Consider the following 17217-nt stretch of genomic DNA (forward strand, 5'->3'; position numbering starts at 1 on the left):
TTATTCCTTATTTTTATTCAGCAGAAAAGCGAGATTGCTGTTAGTCAGCTGTAAATCTGCTTTTAATCGCTCTTGTTCCAATGCCAGATTTAACTCTTCGCTCGCGGCACGAATATATTCATCCAGCTGGCTGGTATTATTTTGATAACCACGCTCTACCGCTTGAGTTCGCTCTTTGGCTCGTTTAAGCAGCGTATGGCTATAACGATTAGACCGTTCCTGGAGGTTGTGGTGATTCACCAATAATGCATCGACTTTGGCATTCATCTGCTGGAGCATCAGATCGCGTTGAGACTTTGCTGCCCCGACCAGGTGTTGGGCTGAGGACAGCTTTTTATCCTGACGCTTATCAGTAAACAGCGGGATATCCATGGTTAAGAAAAAACTCACCAGATCAGATGCTGGCTGGCCATTCATGCCATTGGCCTGGCGATAGCCATACATCATTTCCACCCCGAATTGAGGTTTATAAGCTTCATGAGCAATATCAACCTGGGTTTCACTGCTCTCAACCAGATAATCAACCATCTTGACGGTTGGGTGAGTTAACAGGGCGTTATAATGACTTTGTGGTTTGGTCGCTAAGTATTCCGTCAAGCTCTCCCAACCGGGGTAGCGGTTAACTTTTATATCCAACGCCCTGTCACCTAGCCACTCGGTAAGCTGAGCACGGATACGTTGTTGCAGCTGCTGATTTGCCTGCAGCTTTTCATCAAGTACAGAAACCTGAAGCTGTGCCTTGATAAGGTCTTGTGCCTGATTTACCCCCACCCCGTAGTTGGTACTTAAATAGTGCTCAAGATCAGAAAACAGGACTCGATTTTGCTCTAATGTCTGCTGGGCTTTGTGCTGATAAAAAAGCTCAATCCACAATACGGTGATCGCATTGGCGACTTCCAGTTCACGTACGCCGGCCTTTTGGCGCATACTGTCGGCTTGCTCAGTACTTTGTTTTAACTGCAGATCTAAGGCGTCACCCCGCCCGAATTTCTGCATCAGACCAACGGAAATATTGGTCATCGGATCTTTATCGAAACTGAAACTGTCAACAGGAAGATTGCCCACCCCAAGTTTTAGCTGCGGATCTTTCCATTGAGAGTTGGCAACCCCCATATCTAGCATTGCATCTGCCTGATAGGTGATTTGCCTTTTGCCTGCGTCTTGCTCAATGGCATAAGCAATCAGTTCGTTTAGCTCAGTTTCAGCAAAAGCAGGTTGTATCAGTATCGCCGAAAGGCTGGCTGCCAGTAAGCGGCACGCAAATTTTGAGCGCATAATTAAATCCATTACATAAAGTAATTATTAACAAATAACCAATGTGCATAGAGTGCTGTCGTACTGCTGTATTACTGACTAGGTAAAAGACAGTTATGCCAAAGTGTTAAGTGGCAGATACAGGCACGAGCAGCCCGTACAATTAGTAGAAATTACCGGATTGCATACCAAACTGATTAATGATCTGGCCTATCAGCGAGAGTTAAAAGATTTTGATACAAGGCGCTTGTTTGAAAATGTATGTCGATACATTAAAAACAAGCAACACAGGAGCAGAATCTTTTAAACTCGCCCTTCGGGAGCTTGTCAGCAATTCGATAACGGCCCCAAATTACTTCGATGTAGAACCACTATATCTTCATTAATTTGGCTTGTTCTCAAACTGCTGACAAAGCTCTGATTGGATCAGATCATTAGTCAGTTTGGTATTATGCTATTGGGGGGCGGAACAGGGATTCGATACGCTTAAGCGGTTCAAAAATACCGTTAAGGGCAGCTGGGGTTGGATGAAAAGATAAGGGGATAGTAAAAGCTGATGGAGGTAAATACCCCATAACGCTCATACATAACGGCTGACTGCAGCATTGATCAGTGTCAGAACCACAATCCACCAACATCTTGCTTGCCTGCGCAATGGCGTTATTTTCTGAGTTGTGCTTTTGACCATGGCAGTCCATGTCAGCCATAGAGTCACTAGCGTGAGTCATCTGACTCATAGAAGCAGAAGAAACATGTACCATGCCAGATGAGAAACGCGCAGCCACTACCGAGTTTGATAACAGAGCAGTTATCAAAAACAATATCAAAGCAACCAAATTGTATCGGGAGCCTGTGTGAGCCATCTTTCTTCATCCAAGTGAGTACACTGAAACTATAAAGCTTCCAGCAGGGGTAAGGTCAATACGTTTTCATATACTTTTCAGCTTAGTCGCATTAAGTGAACACATATTAAACTATCGCTACCTATCGCTGAATCTGTAACACCGCCACTCTTCTGCTGATTCAACTACAAGCCCCCCAGCCAGCATATAGGCCTGGCACAAGCTATTTAAATTCATTTCGGCATATTAATAGCAAGCGAAGTCGTTAAGTCAAACCACTTCTTCCTCAATCAACCCCTTCCCTTCTATTGACGAGATGGTATCAAGCAGATGTTGCGACAGCTTGGCTTTCTCATTCGTTTTGAAGTCAAACATCACCACTTCAGCGCGACCGACCGTTGTGGTTCTGCCGAGCTTCTTGCTGACAATTTCATAAGTCATCGTGAACCTGTCTGTTTTAACCTCAGAAATGCGTGAACCGACGTATAAGGTATCAGGGAAGGTAACGGGAAGCTTGTAGCGACAGGTTGTTTCACTCAATATCGGTCCTATCCCTGTTTGCTTCATTTCTGCCATCAAAGCGACTTTATTGAAATAATCGATCCTGGCCGTTTCAAAATAGCGAAAGTAAACGACGTTATTAACATGATTCAGGGCGTCCATCTCACCCCAGGCAACAGGAATTTCGGTGATCACCGGGTAGTCTTTCAGCATGTCGTCCATGTTTGCTCCTTGCTATACCTGATATGCAGGTTCGTTAATTATCTGTTGTTATACCCAAGTAACCTCAAGATGCTCGTTTCAGCGAGAATTTCCAGGCACTTAGGTCAGGCGCTGATTTGCAGATATAGTCGCTCTACATCAAAAATCAGCAACGCAACATTAGTGCCTGGAAAACTCGCCCTTCGGGAGTGATCCAGCCAGCCCACTTCTGTGTCTAATGCACTCGAAAGGACCGGCCATTCCTTCGCACATTTTCCTTGAATTGAACTGGCTGGTATCACTCTGAATCCTGCATCTTGAGGTAACTTGGGTATAGAATATTTAACCTAGCCTCAACTTAACACTTTTGCAACAAGTCTGTTTTCATTGTGTGTCGCTGTTATTTAGAAATCAGCGCTCCTAGGCAGTCAATCATCCGCAATCTGTAGCACGTAAAAGTTGATATTGAAGAGTTTGCAAACAACAAATGCTTAAGTATTAAACAGTTATGAAAGTGGCGTGTCAATTTCCATCGATAAGCCTTGAAAAGCCACGTTTTATAAGGGCTCAGCCTGTTTTTTAGGGTATCCTTGCCGTCCCTTTTTTATTGCTTGGCGGCATAGCTGACAAGCTAATGTGCATTGCGCTCATCGACACAGATACTCTTTATGCTTTACAACCAAAATTTACCCGTAAGATACCCGAAAGGGACGTTCGCGATGTGGACGGTTTACAGCTTCACCGGCGCGTCTATTCTCGCGTCCATTGTCTTCTCTTTGCTTCTATTTCTGTCAATTGATGATGACCCGCTGATGCAGGTACTGTTCGGTGGCCTGGCGGTGATTTTTGAGCTGGGTAAGTTTTTTGCCTGGTATGAAGTCGGTGAACGTAAAGCCCGTCGCCATTACGCTGGCGCACTCTCTGCCTTTGCTTTTTATGCGGTATTGGCAGCGATCTCGATTGGCGGCTCTGTCGGTGGCATAAATAGCGCCACGAACAAGGCTCAAAACCACGTTAATGTTCAGCAAAGTAAGGTGAATTCTTACAACATGCAGATCGATGCCATCGAGAAGCAGATTGAACTCAATAACGTTGCCGCCGAGAAATATATTCAAATGGAACGTATCGCCACCGGGGTGACACGTATTCAAAAAGCCAATGATAAGTTACGCCAGCAGCAGCAAGAGCTGGCAGCAGAACGCGATAGTATGCCAGTAGTCAGCCAGGGCTCGGTGCTCGGCCTAATCGATAGCCTGGCAAAGTCGCTGAATATTCAGACCCAAACTGCTCAGCTGGGCCTGGTCGTCTTTCTATCGGTACTGCTTGATTTTTTCGCGGCCTTTTTTGTTGGACTCATTGGTGAAGAGCTGCGTTTTCGTAATCAATTCCGTCGCCTGAATCCGATTACGATTGATGCCTACAACAGTGCTGAACACCGAGATCCTGAACTGCTGGCGCACCAGATGAACCCTTCAGAATTTGGCACCAGCGAGATTGATGCTCAGATTATTGCTGAAGCACTGGAGCCCGAAGAGCCCAAGAGCATCTATGAGCAAGCGATTGATGCGCTCAGCCAGAATCAGGTGAACTGCAGTAAACGCGCTATGACTCGCTTTTTGAAAACAAATAGTGAGGAAGTCGACGAGATTTTCAAAAAGCTACTGGATGAAGGCTTTGTCAGTAAAAAACCCAACAACCATTATCAATGGCATGGTTTGGCAGAATGCTAATTCCCTCCTGATTCATCGCTAGCAGGTTCATACCTCACGCGTAGAAGTACAATAAAACACCGAGCGTGAATACGTTCGGTGTTTTTTTTCTTAATGCCTGCTAATTCAAGCAATTGCTATTAAAAATATTCTGAAATGAAATCAGTGCTCCAATCGTCATCCGGTTGGAGTAATTTCAGTGCCAGCCAGTTTTTTATAAGTTTCATCATGATCATTTTCCTTATATTGATAAAAAGATAGTTAAATCAATTTTTAATCACTTTCAATTCTGACAGCAAAGAAACCAAACCAACTTGCTACCCATTGGTTACCAAGATGTTAACTGGCTGAAGTCGGCAGGTTCATTACACTCATGCACTTAACCGTTACACGCTTCAGCTTCTTAGAACGATAAAAAAAGCCCACTCAGCTTACACGTGTAAGCTGAAAACATGGACAACTGTACGCTGAAATAAAATTCAGGTCAATATCTATACCCAAACCACTTCAATATGCTGTGTTCAGCGAGAATTCAGAGAACCCCACATTGACTAAAAAATCTGACAAGAGTAAAAACTTTAATATCACACTATTCTAATCATCTTTTTAAAAGGGGTTACTTTAAGCGGCTAAATTTAAAATCAATACGTTATAATAAAATTATTATGCCTTATGTTTCATTGTTTTTATTACCTTGGAAAAATATGCTGTTCTATTAATTAAAAACATTGAAATAAATTTTTAATATAAACCTTTTCTGTCTCAGAAAGTTATCTTAGCAAACTATTATGTTTCTCACTTTTGAGATTTTTTTATAACTCATTTTTGAAAAAAGCCATTTGACTAAATACATTTTTTCGCCATTATGTGCTGTGCCAAGGAGGAACCACTTCATTCTAGGGCAAACAAGATTAACTGCAACGGAGAAACAGCGCTAAACAATAAAAACAAATTAAATCAACAAGATAAACTCTGTTTTACTTTGTAATATCAACGTTTTGCCCCAGATATTTGGTCTTAATTTGTCATGACTAGGAACTATTACAGACGATATCCAGAGCGATAAATTGCCTATATTGGCAGACAAAAACCAAATATATAAACAACGACTTCACTAAATGGCGGGTTGTTTCTATTTATCGTTGGATAACGAAGATATAGTCATATTTTATAGCTACTTAATGGACAGAACATAACGATAAATGACTAACTAAACGATTGAACGGTTTTATAATCTACCGCTAACTCTCTGAATTAAAAATAATGGTATCAAAATTACAACTCATTAAAGGTCATGCCTTTTATGGTGTTTTGATGCGCAATGAGTATCTAATTTTATAAAATAACAGGAAACCAAAATGAAAATAGCATTAGCGATATTACTCGCCTTTGCTGCTCTTCCGGCTAGTGCCAGTGACTTTCGCGTGACAATCCCTCTGGCAAGCAAACATTTTTTCTGCGCAAATGACCAATGCGTTAAATTGAATGAGTCAAACCTTGGTATTGGAGCTGAGTATGCCGGGTACGGCGTTATAAGCTTCAAGAACAGTTACAGTCGCCAAAGTGTCGCTCTGTACAAGGCCTTCGAGTACAACGCGAACCCATACTTGGGTTTCGGCATTCGCTTAGGTGGCGTGACCGGATATAAAGAAGAGTCAGGCATGGATGTTGTTCCATTAGCCCAACCCTATCTACGAGTGTTACCCATGAGCAACTTCAGCTTAAACTTAGGAGCCGTACCTGTCGGCTTGATCGATACCAAAAATTACAACCTTGTCATTACTCTGGACTCGCAAATTACATTCTAAGATCAGTGGTTATACCCAAACCAGTTCAAGATGATGTTTGGGTATAAATCACTCATAGACTTAATGAAAGTATTTATGAATCAGTCGCATCCAATACACCACGGCGGATCTGATCTAACTCAATCGATTCAAACAGAGCCTGGAAGTTACCTTCGCCAAAGCCCTGATTACCTTTACGCTGGATTATTTCGAAGAAAACCGGACCAATCACAGTATCAGTAAAGATCTGCAGCAAAATGCCCGTTTCATCACCATCGATCAGGATCTTCAGCTCATTGAGCTTCTCGACATCTTCTTCATGGCCTTGTACACGCTGATTGATCCCTTCGTAATAGGTATCCGGTGTATCCATGAAGCGCAGCCCACCTTCTTTAAGCTTTCTCACTGTACTGTAGATATCCTGAGTACTCAGGGCAATATGCTGGATCCCTTCCCCATTGTATTTTTCAAGATACTCGGCAATTTGTGACTTATCGTCATGGGATTCATTAATTGGGATACGGATTTTTCCGCAAGGGGCTGTCATCGCCCTTGATAACAATCCGGTCATCTTACCTTTGATATCGAAGTGGCGAATTTCATGGAAATTGGCAATCTTCTCATAGAAGCTTGACCATAAGTCCATGTTGCCCCGCTGAACATTGTGCGTAAGATGATCGATAACTTCTAAGCCGGCATCTAGATCGGCTAATTGCTGCTTATAGTCAGGGTAATACTCAAAATCGATCTCATAGATATCGTGTTCGCCAAAGCGATCGACCAGATAAATTAACGACTCACCGATTCCATAAATCGCTGGAATATTCAGCTCCATCGGGCCAGCCTGCGGTGCACACGCAGTGGCACCTTGTTCGACGGCATAAGCCAGTGCCTGGCTCGAATCTGCCACGCGAAATGCCATCGCATTAACGCTTGCCCCATGAAGATCGGCAAACCCTTCGGCCTGGCAATGTGTTTCACCATTGACGATAAAATTGATATAACCCTGTCGGTAGAGCCATACCGCTTTATGTTTGTGTTTCGCAATCTCAGCAAAGCCCATGAGTCGGAACAGATCTTTCAAATTCGCGATCCCCTCAGGGGTTGGCGCGGTATATTCAACAAACTCAAAGCCATCCGTTCCCATTGGATTAAAGCGGGGGTTTTCCATCTGTTTATCCTCAATTCATGCCTACTAATAGAATTAGCACTAATGAGTAATAGATGAGAAGTTCACGATGAAATCAATGTTATAAAAATGTAAATGAATTTTGTAACGCATGCTTGCCAATGGGTATCGCCTGCCTTTCTTACCCCGACAGGTCACTTGAGTATATTCATTTTGAATTCCTGCCTATTTAATCAAACTCTGAGTCAAGTGGTACTAGATTTAATAGTAAGGAGGAAACAATGAACGTAACAAAAAGAGATAAGCTAAAATTGCCAAAACGCAAAATTAACAAGATTAATCTTGATGCAAAAACAGACATTTATCTTCCTACCTATTCTTTTCTGATCACCGAATTTCACCATGCACGCCAGCATGAAGCCGGATTATTGAGGGATGATGATGACGAATTCTTACATCAATATCGGGTTTCCCTACGTCGCAGCCGGGCAATTATCAGCCTGCTGAAAGAGATTTTTCAGCCAAAACAGAGCGAGATGCTGACAAATACATTAAAAAGCATGATGCAAAAAACCAATCTGCTACGTGATTTAGATGTCTATCTTCATAAGATGGATGACTACTATGATTTCCTGGAACACAAGCATCACCAGGGGTTAGCACGCTTCTTTGACGACTTGCAAAGCAAGCGGAGCAAGGCTTTTAAGGAATTAAAACAATGGATGAAAACAGACAACTACAAGCAGCAGTGCAGACAAGTCAAAGGGCTGCTTGAAGGGCTCTCTCAAGATCCTACCAAAGCGGGACACATACCCATCCTGCAATTTGGTACAAAGGTTATTTGGAAACGAGCTCAGAAAGTGCTGAAGATCAGCCAGGCATTAGATAGTGACAGCCCGGATAGCAAACTTCACCAGCTGCGCATTGAGTGTAAAAAGCTGAGGTATCTGCTCGAATACTTCTTGCCGCTGTTTCCGGCCAAGTCGATAAATAATCAAATCACAACCTTAAAGCAGTTACAGGATCTGCTTGGTGAGTTTAATGATTCATCGATACAACAGCTGTTTTTAGCCGATTATCTGGCCACAAGAAAACCGAACAGCCACAGGTATCTTGCCGTTGAACGATTATTAGCCATCACCGAACAGCAACACTTAACGGCAAAAAATCAGGTTATCCAGCAGCTCGTCCATTTTGCCGATCAGCAAAACATTGACAGTTATCAATCCCTATATACCCAAGTTACCTCAAGATGCTCGTTTCAGCGAGAATTTCCAGGCGCTAAAGTCAGGCGCTGATTTGCAGATATAGTCGCTCTACATCAAAAATCAGCAACGCAACATTAGTGCCTGGAAAACTCGCCCTGCGGGAGTGATCCAGCCAGCCCACTTCTGTGTCAAATGTACTCGAAAGGACCTATCATTCCTTCGCACATTTTCCTTGAATTGAACTGGCTGGCATCACTCTGAATCCTGCATCTTGAGGTAACTTGGGTATACCTATGAGCGTCATTTTCGCCATATCATACTCTGGTTAACGCTTGAGCTGTCGTACAACATCGGCTTCCAGTGATTCTGGCTTCTTCGTTGGTGCAAAACGCTTTAACGGTTTACCATCACGGGCGATCAGAAACTTAGTAAAGTTCCACTTCACCTTTTTACCAAATGTACCGGGCAATGCCTGCGTCAGATACTGAAAGATTTCATGGCTGTCATGACCATTCACATCCACCTTCTCGAACATGGGAAATTCGACACCATAATTAATCTGACACGCTTCTGCTATTTGTTGATTTTCACCCGGCTCTTGTCCGCCAAATTGATTGCATGGGAAACCTAAAACCACTAATCCTTGATCTTTGTACTTAGCATACAGATCTTGCAGCCCTTGATATTGTGGCGTAAAACCACATTCGCTGGCGGTATTGACCACCAGCACCACCTTACCGGCGAAATCACTCATCAATACGTTTTCACCACGGATGTTACTGGCGGAAAGTTCATAAAAACTTGTCATCATGCATCTCCAATTAGGCTATTGAGCATAGGGCTGATAGTCACAATACGTCTTAGACATCCAGTTCGTCAGGCATAACATTAGCTTAATACAATGCTATTCGAGTTAATGTTATACACTGAATAGATATCATTTTCAGGCCTTCGTAGAATATTTGCTCTATCCCTGCAATTATCTCACTCAATAACGACAAATATATATATCTACTCTCTACTCTCTACTCTCTACTCTCTACTCTCTACTCTCATCAGAAAAAACAGCACAAAACCTATTTGCACCCAACAGCCTCTGCATTTTCAGTAAAATTCCGTATACTGCGATCAGATTAATATACTGAATAATTAGCATCATGCCTGACTTACTGAATGAATTAAGCGTCATGGGATTACATGACCTGCCCTTTAGCGAACAAGAACGCGGTGAACTGAACCAATTTATCGCGGTGTGTTCTCCATTTTTTGTCTCTGTTTGCCAGCAGAAGCCAGACAAATCACAACATCATTTACTGCTCGGCGTTATGACAAAAGCCCAGAGCGAAGCTGTCGAAGATTATAAACAGAAGAGTCAGAGCCTGCAGAATATGAAGCAGGTTTTCGAGGACACTGTCGGAGCTGAGCAAGCAGATAAATTTGTGGCAACAGATAGCCAGCGGTTAACGGTGATCGCCACGTTGTGGTTTATGGTGCAAGGTTATACTGGTATCGATTTCAGCTATGCCAATGATCATGCCGAGCAGATCGCGCAGACTCTGATGCCAGATGCGCTAGACTCTTCAAAGACACATTCCACCGAGCCAATCCGTTCCTGCTTTATGCGGGCTTATTATGTCGGGGTCGAACAAGCTCGCAAAAGCAAGCAATCTGCAACCCTGCTCGAAACAGTCAAAAAATGGCTAAGCCGTTAATTTAGTTAATATCCACCAGCCACCTCAAGATACAAAAGGATCACTAGAGGTGATCCTTTTTAATTGTTGAATCCATCATTATTGCTGAGGCTAATTCGTTTTACTCTGATTAGTGACCAGCCAAGTCATTCCACTCTGGCAGCAACACTATGCTATTGGGATTAAAGCCTTTGTCTTTGAAGGTATTAATCGTATCCAGCACTTTCTTATTTTTCAGATCCACCACCGTTATAGAGCCATCATTCATGCCGGGTAGATTTACAAATGCGTTTTGGATAAACGCATAACTACCGTCTTTGGTAAAAGCAACATGATGCGAACCTTCCTGGCCGGGCAGCGTTTTGATCAGTTTCGGGGCTTTCAAGTTTTGATCGCTGATATCGAAAATATGCAGGTGGCCAGGTTTGGCGGTTGAAACATACATGCGGCTACTGTTTTCGCGGAAGTAAATCTCTAGAGGTACACTCGCGCCGCTACCGGAAAAATCGTAAGCCATCGCGACATCAAAATCGTCTTTACCCGGGTTCCAGCTAGCGGTCCACAAGCTGTTGCCAAACATATTGGTGATATAGGCAACCGGCGGGTTAGTGCCAGGAACAAATAATATTTCAACAGGGGCTTCACCAGAAGGAGAAGGTTTGTCGGATACCTTTAGGTGAGAAAGCACTTTACCGGTACTGGCCTGAATCACGGTGATGGTTTCGCCAGGATCGCCCAAATCAGAAGCTCTCACCGTACTGGTTACCAGCAGCCGGTCAATGCTGCTATTGAGAGCAATACCATGGGGGTAGAGTTTCGGCATATCAATAAGCTGGGTAATTTCATCTGTTACTGCATTACCGACAATGACTTTGTTTGATCCCATACAGGTTGTATACCAGGTTTTATTATCTTCAGAGAAGATAGTGTCTTCGCCAACCTGGCAGCCTGCCATCACGAGTACCTTCATACGAAAAGGATTGCTTTTCATATCAATAATACGCAGCTCAGACTTACCTAATGCAGTGACATAAGCTTTGCTGGCATCGCGGTTGAAAAAGATATGGTGGGCAACCAAGTCTGGTGGCAGCTGGATATCCATCAGAATATTGCCATAGTTGTCAGACTCAGGATCAACATCAATGATCGCAATCCCTTCACGTCTATTTTGGGTAGCAAAAGGTAATTTCAGTTCTTTCAGATTGTCAGCCGGTTTTGATTCGTAGTTCAGCATCGCCAGTATTTCAGCACTGGCACTGAATGAGAATGCAATCAAAACGGAGAAGAATAACGCTGTGATTGCTTGTAGAGGCTTCATTCTAAGCTCCTTGGTTATTACGTTATTGCGTTAAACGATTGATATGATCAATAAGTCTAGCAGCCTGCAGCTCATCGCTCGGTTTATTTGATACAACAGTCAATAAGCGATAAGCCCTGAGGCAACGGCTCATTCATGCTGTGTATACTGTATCAGGAGGGGTTCAAAATAATGGTCGATATGAGATTGATTCATAGAGCAATGAGCAGCGCCACAGTGATCGTTTTCTTTGTGCTTTCTTCCGTATCAGCAGAAGAAAGTATCAGCGATGCCGGAAAAAGCATCCAACAATTTGACCTGCAGATCGAGAATAGGCAAATAAAGGGGAAGCTCAATAAAATCAAGGTAACAGAAGATGAGTGGGTGTCACTGAAGTGGTATACCGATGAAACCGTCAACTTGCACCTGCACGGCTATGATATCAAGCAGACCGTCACGGTAGATGCTCCCGCGGTGATGGAATTTAGATCCAGGGCAACCGGTCGATTTCCGATAACCGCCCACGGATTTGGTGAGCACCAGGATGAACTCGGGACAGACCACCATGCGGTATTGCTTTATCTTGAAGTTTATCCTAAATAACCTGTTCACAACTAAACAGGTATTCATAACATCATTCGCCGTTATTCTGATGCTGCTCCCCGGCGCGGTATCAGCACACGGTTTTGCACAGCGTTACGATCTTCCTGTACCTCTTATGTTGTATTTAATCGGAGCCGCAGCGACAGTCGCGGTATCTTTTGTCGTTATAGCCCTGTTCGTCCGACGCGGGATGCTGTTGTACCGCTACCCTTGCCTCAATTTAATGAAGCTCCCTGTTGTCCGCTTTTTGCAACATCCGCTCCTGATCGGTTTGCTACAGGCTCTGTCCATTGTTTTGTTCGTTTTAATCCTGACAGCCGGGTGGTTTGGCGTTCAAGACCCTTTCCAAAATATAGCGCCGACACTGGTCTGGGTTATTTGGTGGGTCGGGTTTGCCTATGTCTCTGGCTTGTTGGGCAATTTCTGGCCATTGGTGAATCCCTGGGCAAACATTTTCACGCTTTTGCAATGGTTAGTTTGCCGATATAGCCGTCTGTCGTCATTGTCTTTCAATGTTGCGCTGCCCAGATGGATAGGTGTGTGGCCGGCGGTTATGTTATTTGCGGCGTTTTCCTGGATTGAATTAGTCTGGCGACACAGTGACGAGCCCGCAAATATTGCCTCGATGGCGCTGGGGTATTCGCTGCTAACATGGACTGGAATGGTACTGTTCGGCAAAGAGGCCTGGCTACAGCGGGGAGAAGCTTTCACCCTCGTCTTTGGCTTGCTCGCTCGCTTCGCGCCGTCAGAATGGAATAATAAAGAACAAGAGAGACGTTGGCTTCTACGACCTTTTGGCGTGGGTCTTTTGGTCTCTCAGCCAGTATCTGCGTCATTGACCGTCTTTGTGGTGTTGATGTTGTCAGTGGTCACTTTCGACGGGTTCATGGCAACCCCCTTATGGGCAAGTACCGTTCAATGGATACTATATTCTGATTTTCTCCGGCCTTTGCTTATTTTGTTGCAGCCAATATTTGGTGATGCGGTGGCCGTCATCATGTCGTTGGGGTTTGTTCTGTTTCCTGCTCTTTTTATCAGTGTTTATTATACGTTTTGTCTGTTAATGAGACTGTCAACGGGCCCGGCATCCTCCCCTGGTATTAGGGAATTAGCCGGATACTTTGTCATGACGCTGATCCCTATTGCACTGGCCTACCACCTTGCTCACTATATGTCATTCCTGCTCATTGTCGGCCAATACATCATTCCCTTGCTATCCGATCCATTCGGCTTTGGCTGGGATTTATTCGGGACCAAACACTATTTTGTCGATATCGGCATCGTTAATGCGCGTTTCGTTTGGATAACCTCTGTCATTGCCATTGTGACAGGCCATATCTTTGCCGTGTTTTTATCCCATGTAATGGCACAACGGATATTCGATAATCAACGTCAGGTTTTATTGAGTCAGCTTCCTATGCTGGTATTGATGGTAGGTTACACCATGGTCAGCTTATGGATTTTAGCTCAGCCTATTGTGGAGTAACTTTTCCTGATTTCACAAAATCGGTTTGAACTGTTGATCCATATAATGCTGTAACCGCTGCTGTAATTCTGCTTTTTGCCGGGCATCAAGAAAACTGGCTTCAATGGCATTTTGACTGAACTGCGCCATTTCCAACTTGGAAGCGTCAAGAGCATGGGCAACGGCAAGATAATTATCCGTCATATACCCGCCGAAATAGGCCGGATCATCGGAATTAATGGTGACACACAAACCTTCGCGCAGTAGCTTAAGCACATTATGCTCGGCCATGGTGGGAAAGACCTTGAGCTTCACGTTCGATAACGGGCACACCGTCAATGGAATGCGGGTTTTCGCAAGGTACTTCACCAATGACTCATCGTCAACACAACGCACGCCATGGTCAATACGCGCGATATGAAGCATTTTAATTCCATCCCAGATATTACTGGCTGGCCCCTCTTCACCAGCATGGGCAACAGTGAGAAAGCCCAGCTCTCTTGCTTGTTCAAACACATGACGAAATTTAGCCGGCGGGTGTCCCTGCTCGGATGAATCCAGCCCTACTCCAATAATTAGATCTTTGTAGGGTACTGCCAACTGCAAGGTTTCAATGGCATCTTGTTCACTCAGGTGACGCAAAAAACACATGATGAGGTGGCTGCTGATCTCTAATTGATCTTTGCCATGTTGCAGCGCTCGGGTAATACCATTGATAATGGTCTCAAACGAAATTCCACGTGCAGTATGCGTTTGCGGATCAAAAAAGATCTCGGTGTGAACAACGTGATCCATTTTACAGCGTTGCAAATACGCCCACGTCAAATCATAAAAATCTCTCTCCGTTTGCAGTACCTGAGCACCTTGATAATAAAGCTCAAGAAATGACTGCAGATCGTCAAACTCATACGCCTGGCGTACCTGCTCCACGTTCTGATAAGGCAATTTAATTTTGTTACGCAGTGCCAGCTCAAACATCAGTTCAGGCTCTAATGTTCCTTCGATGTGAAGATGCAGTTCGACCTTAGGCAAGGTTTTGATAAATCCATCCATACTCTTCCCTCTCACTCATTCAATCTCAGGCAACAAAGACAACTTTAAGATTAATAACAATAGTGTAGCTAAAACACACAAAAGAAGGAGTGACGCTAACTGTGTTATATACAAAATCTTATTTGAACTAATAGTGGATTAAAAACGATACGCAATGAGGTTTTATCTTCCCATCCTTCCGCCATGTTCTAAGCTTGTCTTTATTAGTCGTATTTTCTATGGCTCAACTGAATGGTAAGTAACCAGCAATGACACTCATTACCAAAAAAAATAATTTTTTCTATCTTACCTTTTCTCTCATTGCTTTACTGATTGCACCATCCCTTGCCCAGGCATTACCTGAAGGGCTTCTTGATTACTTACTGCAATTTTTCATTATCGTGGTTTTTCTGGTCTGCTTAGTCAGCCTGAAAATCGATCAAAACTGGTATCGATTTCTTCTGGTCATCAGCGCCTGTATGGTTGCTACCATCCTGACCCATAACTTTCTAAACCTGACCGCCACCAACACCATAATGATGACATTAGTGTTGATTTTTTTCTCGGGCACTTTTCAATCGACAGCTCGACAGGTCTTGTTTACCGGCACGATTGACGGCAACAAAATCATCGGATCTGTCGCACTTTTTCTTTTACTGGGCCTCATTTGGGCCATGGCTTATCTACTAATCATTGAGTTTTCTCCCCATGCCATTAAAGGTATTGAACCTGCACCTTGGGGCGATAACCTCTCAACCGCTGCTTACTTTAGTTTTGTCACACTGACCACCCTAGGGTATGGCGACATCAGCCCTGTCTCGGCCTTGGCGCAAGTGATTGTCTATCTTGAAGCCATTACCGGCGTATTTTATATGGCCATCGTCGTCTCCAGCCTGGTCAATGCGCGGCAGAGCACACTGAATCAATAACGAGGCACGTTATGGAACAGCATCAATCCGATTATAAAAAGCAGAGCCAGTTCTTCGTCAATAATATGGTCGAATCGGCGATTCGGGTCGGCCTGCTTTTCATCTTAATTGTATGGTCTTTTGGTATCGTCAAACCCTTCCTGATCCCCGTTTTATGGGGGGCAATCATCGCCGTTGCCCTGATGCCTCTGACCTTAAAACTTGAGGCCCTGTTTAAAGGCAAGCGTGGGCTTGCCGCAACGGTGATAGCACTCATTGGTGTGACGTTATTAGTCGTACCTTTTGTCTTGTTCACTATCTCACTCATCGAAGCTATTGAAGGCATCAGTAGTACGATTAGTTCAGGTACCTTAAAGATACCCGGCCCGACTGAGAAAGTGGCAGAGATCCCTATCATCGGACAGCAGCTCTTTGATATCTGGCAGCTGTTTTCAACCAATTTAGAGAAAGCGTTCACCCGTTTTCTCCCTCAGCTTACTTCTGGCATTACGATGCTAGCTTCGCTCGTGGGTAGCAGTATTGTCAGTGTGCTAATGTTTGTTGTCGCGCTCTTTATTTCAGCCGCATTTATGGCCCACGCCAACAGTATTTCCCAATCAATTAACACGCTTTCTATACGGATCGCGGGCAATAGCGGTTCTGAATGGACATCACTCTGTACAGCAACTATCCGGAGTGTATTGCTGGGTGTGGTTGGGGTCGCCTGTATTCAGGCTCTTTTGGTCGGTATCGGGGTATTTGCGATTGGATTACCGACCGCCGGATTAGTCACCGTATTAGTATTATTACTGGCAATCGCTCAGCTACCCGCTTTACTTGTTGTCGCACCCGTTATTGCTTATGTCTATTCCATTCACGATACAACAACTGCAACCATTTTTGCCATTTGGAGTCTGTTAGCCGGGTTAAGTGACAATTTCTTAAAACCCCTGCTAATGGGCCGCGGTTTGGATATTCCCATGCCAGTGATCTTAATCGGCGCTATTGGCGGCATGGTTGTATCAGGACTTCTGGGGTTGTTTATCGGGCCCGTCGTTCTGGCTATCTGGTATCAGCTATTCATTACATGGATGCACGAGTCTGAATCAGCCACTGAATCCCAAGAAGAAGCAACCACCACCGAGCAATCACCATTGTCTGAGGAAGTTCCAGCCCCACCGAACCCTGATTGAAATGGCACAAGTCCTTTATAACAAGGACTGATAGCTAACCTTAAGCCTGAATATCCTCAGGTCACCTCAAGATGCGCCCTTTGTGTCTTAAGGTGGTCTGGGTATAAAACATTAGAATTTATTAATCTGGCCTTTCATCATCAAGGTGCCTACGGCTGATAGTACAATGCCGGTTAACAATATCACCACATTCTTATGTCTTGCTGCTGCCATCGCCTGTTCGGCATTATACGATGCTAAAAAATCGCTACCACCGGCAGCAAAGAAACCTCCCATATCAGATAAAACTTGCTCTTGCCCGACCATACCACTCAACGAAATACAGCCCCACAACAATGAAAAAGCCCCAATCAGAACAGAGATAAATCCCCAGCTTCTTTTAACATCCATATTTCCA

At 44.0% G+C, this 17217-nt stretch carries 16 protein-coding genes; 8 read left to right on the top strand and 8 right to left on the bottom strand.

What is annotated here, in order from left to right:
- From L4D76_RS16865 to L4D76_RS16875, 3 genes are all read right to left on the bottom strand, one after another.
- Positions 1–1275 carry a TolC family protein gene (locus tag L4D76_RS16865; protein ID WP_428442064.1) on the bottom strand — a complete coding sequence of 425 codons (1275 nt, stop codon included), beginning with the start codon at positions 1273–1275 and terminating at the stop codon, positions 1–3.
- 428 nt (positions 1276–1703) lie between these two features.
- Entirely contained in the window at positions 1704–2075 is a 372-nt protein-coding gene (locus L4D76_RS16870) for a CopL family metal-binding regulatory protein (RefSeq protein ID WP_428442065.1), read from the bottom strand.
- A 291-nt stretch (positions 2076–2366) separates the two neighbouring features.
- Entirely contained in the window at positions 2367–2819 is a 453-nt protein-coding gene (locus tag L4D76_RS16875) for an acyl-CoA thioesterase (RefSeq protein ID WP_428442066.1), read from the bottom strand.
- Positions 2820–3466: 647 nt separating this feature from the next.
- Here L4D76_RS16875 and L4D76_RS16880 point away from each other — a divergent pair.
- Together L4D76_RS16880 and L4D76_RS16885 are read left to right on the top strand one after the other, a co-directional pair.
- Positions 3467–4528, top strand: a complete 1062-nt coding sequence (locus tag L4D76_RS16880; protein ID WP_428442067.1) for a Preprotein translocase subunit SecY — start codon at positions 3467–3469, stop codon at positions 4526–4528.
- A gap of 1337 nt (positions 4529–5865) precedes the next feature.
- On the top strand, positions 5866–6315 hold the full coding sequence (locus L4D76_RS16885; RefSeq protein WP_428442068.1) for a hypothetical protein: 450 nt from the start codon (positions 5866–5868) through the stop codon (positions 6313–6315).
- 73 nt (positions 6316–6388) lie between these two features.
- Here the strand turns inward: L4D76_RS16885 and hppD are convergent, their stop codons facing one another.
- The gene (gene hppD / locus L4D76_RS16890) at positions 6389–7465 is read right to left on the bottom strand and encodes a 4-hydroxyphenylpyruvate dioxygenase (protein ID WP_428442069.1); all 1077 of its coding nucleotides are present in this window, start codon (positions 7463–7465) and stop codon (positions 6389–6391) included.
- 239 nt (positions 7466–7704) lie between these two features.
- On the opposite strand from hppD, the gene L4D76_RS16895 reads away from it, so the two are divergent.
- The gene (locus L4D76_RS16895; RefSeq protein WP_428442070.1) at positions 7705–8721 is read left to right on the top strand and encodes a CHAD domain-containing protein; all 1017 of its coding nucleotides are present in this window, start codon (positions 7705–7707) and stop codon (positions 8719–8721) included.
- A gap of 235 nt (positions 8722–8956) precedes the next feature.
- Here the strand turns inward: L4D76_RS16895 and L4D76_RS16900 are convergent, their stop codons facing one another.
- A complete protein-coding gene (locus tag L4D76_RS16900) occupies positions 8957–9442 on the bottom strand; it encodes a glutathione peroxidase (RefSeq protein ID WP_428442071.1) in 486 nt (161 codons plus the stop codon).
- 346 nt (positions 9443–9788) lie between these two features.
- On the opposite strand from L4D76_RS16900, the gene L4D76_RS16905 reads away from it, so the two are divergent.
- The gene (locus L4D76_RS16905; protein ID WP_428442072.1) at positions 9789–10343 is read left to right on the top strand and encodes a hypothetical protein; all 555 of its coding nucleotides are present in this window, start codon (positions 9789–9791) and stop codon (positions 10341–10343) included.
- Positions 10344–10452: 109 nt separating this feature from the next.
- On the opposite strand, the gene L4D76_RS16910 is transcribed toward L4D76_RS16905, so the two are convergent.
- Positions 10453–11640: a YncE family protein gene (locus L4D76_RS16910; RefSeq protein WP_428442073.1), complete on the bottom strand. Its 1188-nt coding sequence runs from the start codon at positions 11638–11640 to the stop codon at positions 10453–10455.
- Between the two features lie 201 nt (positions 11641–11841).
- Here L4D76_RS16910 and L4D76_RS16915 point away from each other — a divergent pair, with 201 nt between their 5' ends.
- Entirely contained in the window at positions 11842–12222 is a 381-nt protein-coding gene (locus L4D76_RS16915; RefSeq protein WP_428442074.1) for a hypothetical protein, read from the top strand.
- The gene (locus L4D76_RS16920) at positions 12203–13708 is read left to right on the top strand and encodes a hypothetical protein (protein ID WP_428442075.1); all 1506 of its coding nucleotides are present in this window, start codon (positions 12203–12205) and stop codon (positions 13706–13708) included. Before L4D76_RS16915 ends, L4D76_RS16920 begins: the two co-directional genes overlap by 20 nt.
- Positions 13709–13720: 12 nt before the next feature.
- On the opposite strand, the gene L4D76_RS16925 is transcribed toward L4D76_RS16920, so the two are convergent.
- Positions 13721–14740 carry an adenosine deaminase gene (locus tag L4D76_RS16925; RefSeq protein WP_428442076.1) on the bottom strand — a complete coding sequence of 340 codons (1020 nt, stop codon included), beginning with the start codon at positions 14738–14740 and terminating at the stop codon, positions 13721–13723.
- 248 nt (positions 14741–14988) lie between these two features.
- Between L4D76_RS16925 and L4D76_RS16930 the strand changes: the two genes are divergently transcribed.
- Both L4D76_RS16930 and L4D76_RS16935 read left to right on the top strand, forming a co-directional pair.
- On the top strand, positions 14989–15648 hold the full coding sequence (locus L4D76_RS16930; protein ID WP_428442077.1) for a potassium channel family protein: 660 nt from the start codon (positions 14989–14991) through the stop codon (positions 15646–15648).
- A gap of 11 nt (positions 15649–15659) precedes the next feature.
- Positions 15660–16820 (top strand): AI-2E family transporter, encoded by a 1161-nt coding sequence (locus L4D76_RS16935; RefSeq protein ID WP_428442078.1) that lies wholly within the window; start codon positions 15660–15662, stop codon positions 16818–16820.
- A 111-nt stretch (positions 16821–16931) separates the two neighbouring features.
- Here L4D76_RS16935 and L4D76_RS16940 read toward each other — a convergent pair whose 3' ends face one another.
- Complete coding sequence (locus L4D76_RS16940) at positions 16932–17210, bottom strand: molybdenum cofactor biosynthesis protein (RefSeq protein ID WP_428442079.1); 279 nt, start codon at positions 17208–17210, stop codon at positions 16932–16934.
- Between the last annotated feature and the right edge of the window lie 7 nt (positions 17211–17217).

Origin of the sequence: Photobacterium sagamiensis (genome assembly GCF_050337085.1) — a bacterium.
GTDB lineage: Bacteria > Pseudomonadota > Gammaproteobacteria > Enterobacterales > Vibrionaceae > Photobacterium > Photobacterium sagamiensis.

Coding starts and splice junctions, on each gene's coding strand:
- L4D76_RS16940 (WP_428442079.1), bottom strand. CDS start 17,210: ATGGATGTTAAAAGAAGCTGGGGATTTATCTCTGTTCTGATTGGGGCT.
- L4D76_RS16905 (WP_428442072.1), top strand. CDS start 9,789: ATGCCTGACTTACTGAATGAATTAAGCGTCATGGGATTACATGACCTG.
- L4D76_RS16865 (WP_428442064.1), bottom strand. CDS start 1,275: ATGCGCTCAAAATTTGCGTGCCGCTTACTGGCAGCCAGCCTTTCGGCG.
- L4D76_RS16880 (WP_428442067.1), top strand. CDS start 3,467: ATGCTTTACAACCAAAATTTACCCGTAAGATACCCGAAAGGGACGTTC.
- L4D76_RS16915 (WP_428442074.1), top strand. CDS start 11,842: ATGAGCAGCGCCACAGTGATCGTTTTCTTTGTGCTTTCTTCCGTATCA.
- hppD (WP_428442069.1), bottom strand. CDS start 7,465: ATGGAAAACCCCCGCTTTAATCCAATGGGAACGGATGGCTTTGAGTTT.
- L4D76_RS16895 (WP_428442070.1), top strand. CDS start 7,705: ATGAACGTAACAAAAAGAGATAAGCTAAAATTGCCAAAACGCAAAATT.
- L4D76_RS16935 (WP_428442078.1), top strand. CDS start 15,660: ATGGAACAGCATCAATCCGATTATAAAAAGCAGAGCCAGTTCTTCGTC.
- L4D76_RS16930 (WP_428442077.1), top strand. CDS start 14,989: ATGACACTCATTACCAAAAAAAATAATTTTTTCTATCTTACCTTTTCT.
- L4D76_RS16885 (WP_428442068.1), top strand. CDS start 5,866: ATGAAAATAGCATTAGCGATATTACTCGCCTTTGCTGCTCTTCCGGCT.
- L4D76_RS16900 (WP_428442071.1), bottom strand. CDS start 9,442: ATGATGACAAGTTTTTATGAACTTTCCGCCAGTAACATCCGTGGTGAA.
- L4D76_RS16875 (WP_428442066.1), bottom strand. CDS start 2,819: ATGGACGACATGCTGAAAGACTACCCGGTGATCACCGAAATTCCTGTT.
- L4D76_RS16910 (WP_428442073.1), bottom strand. CDS start 11,640: ATGAAGCCTCTACAAGCAATCACAGCGTTATTCTTCTCCGTTTTGATT.
- L4D76_RS16925 (WP_428442076.1), bottom strand. CDS start 14,740: ATGGATGGATTTATCAAAACCTTGCCTAAGGTCGAACTGCATCTTCAC.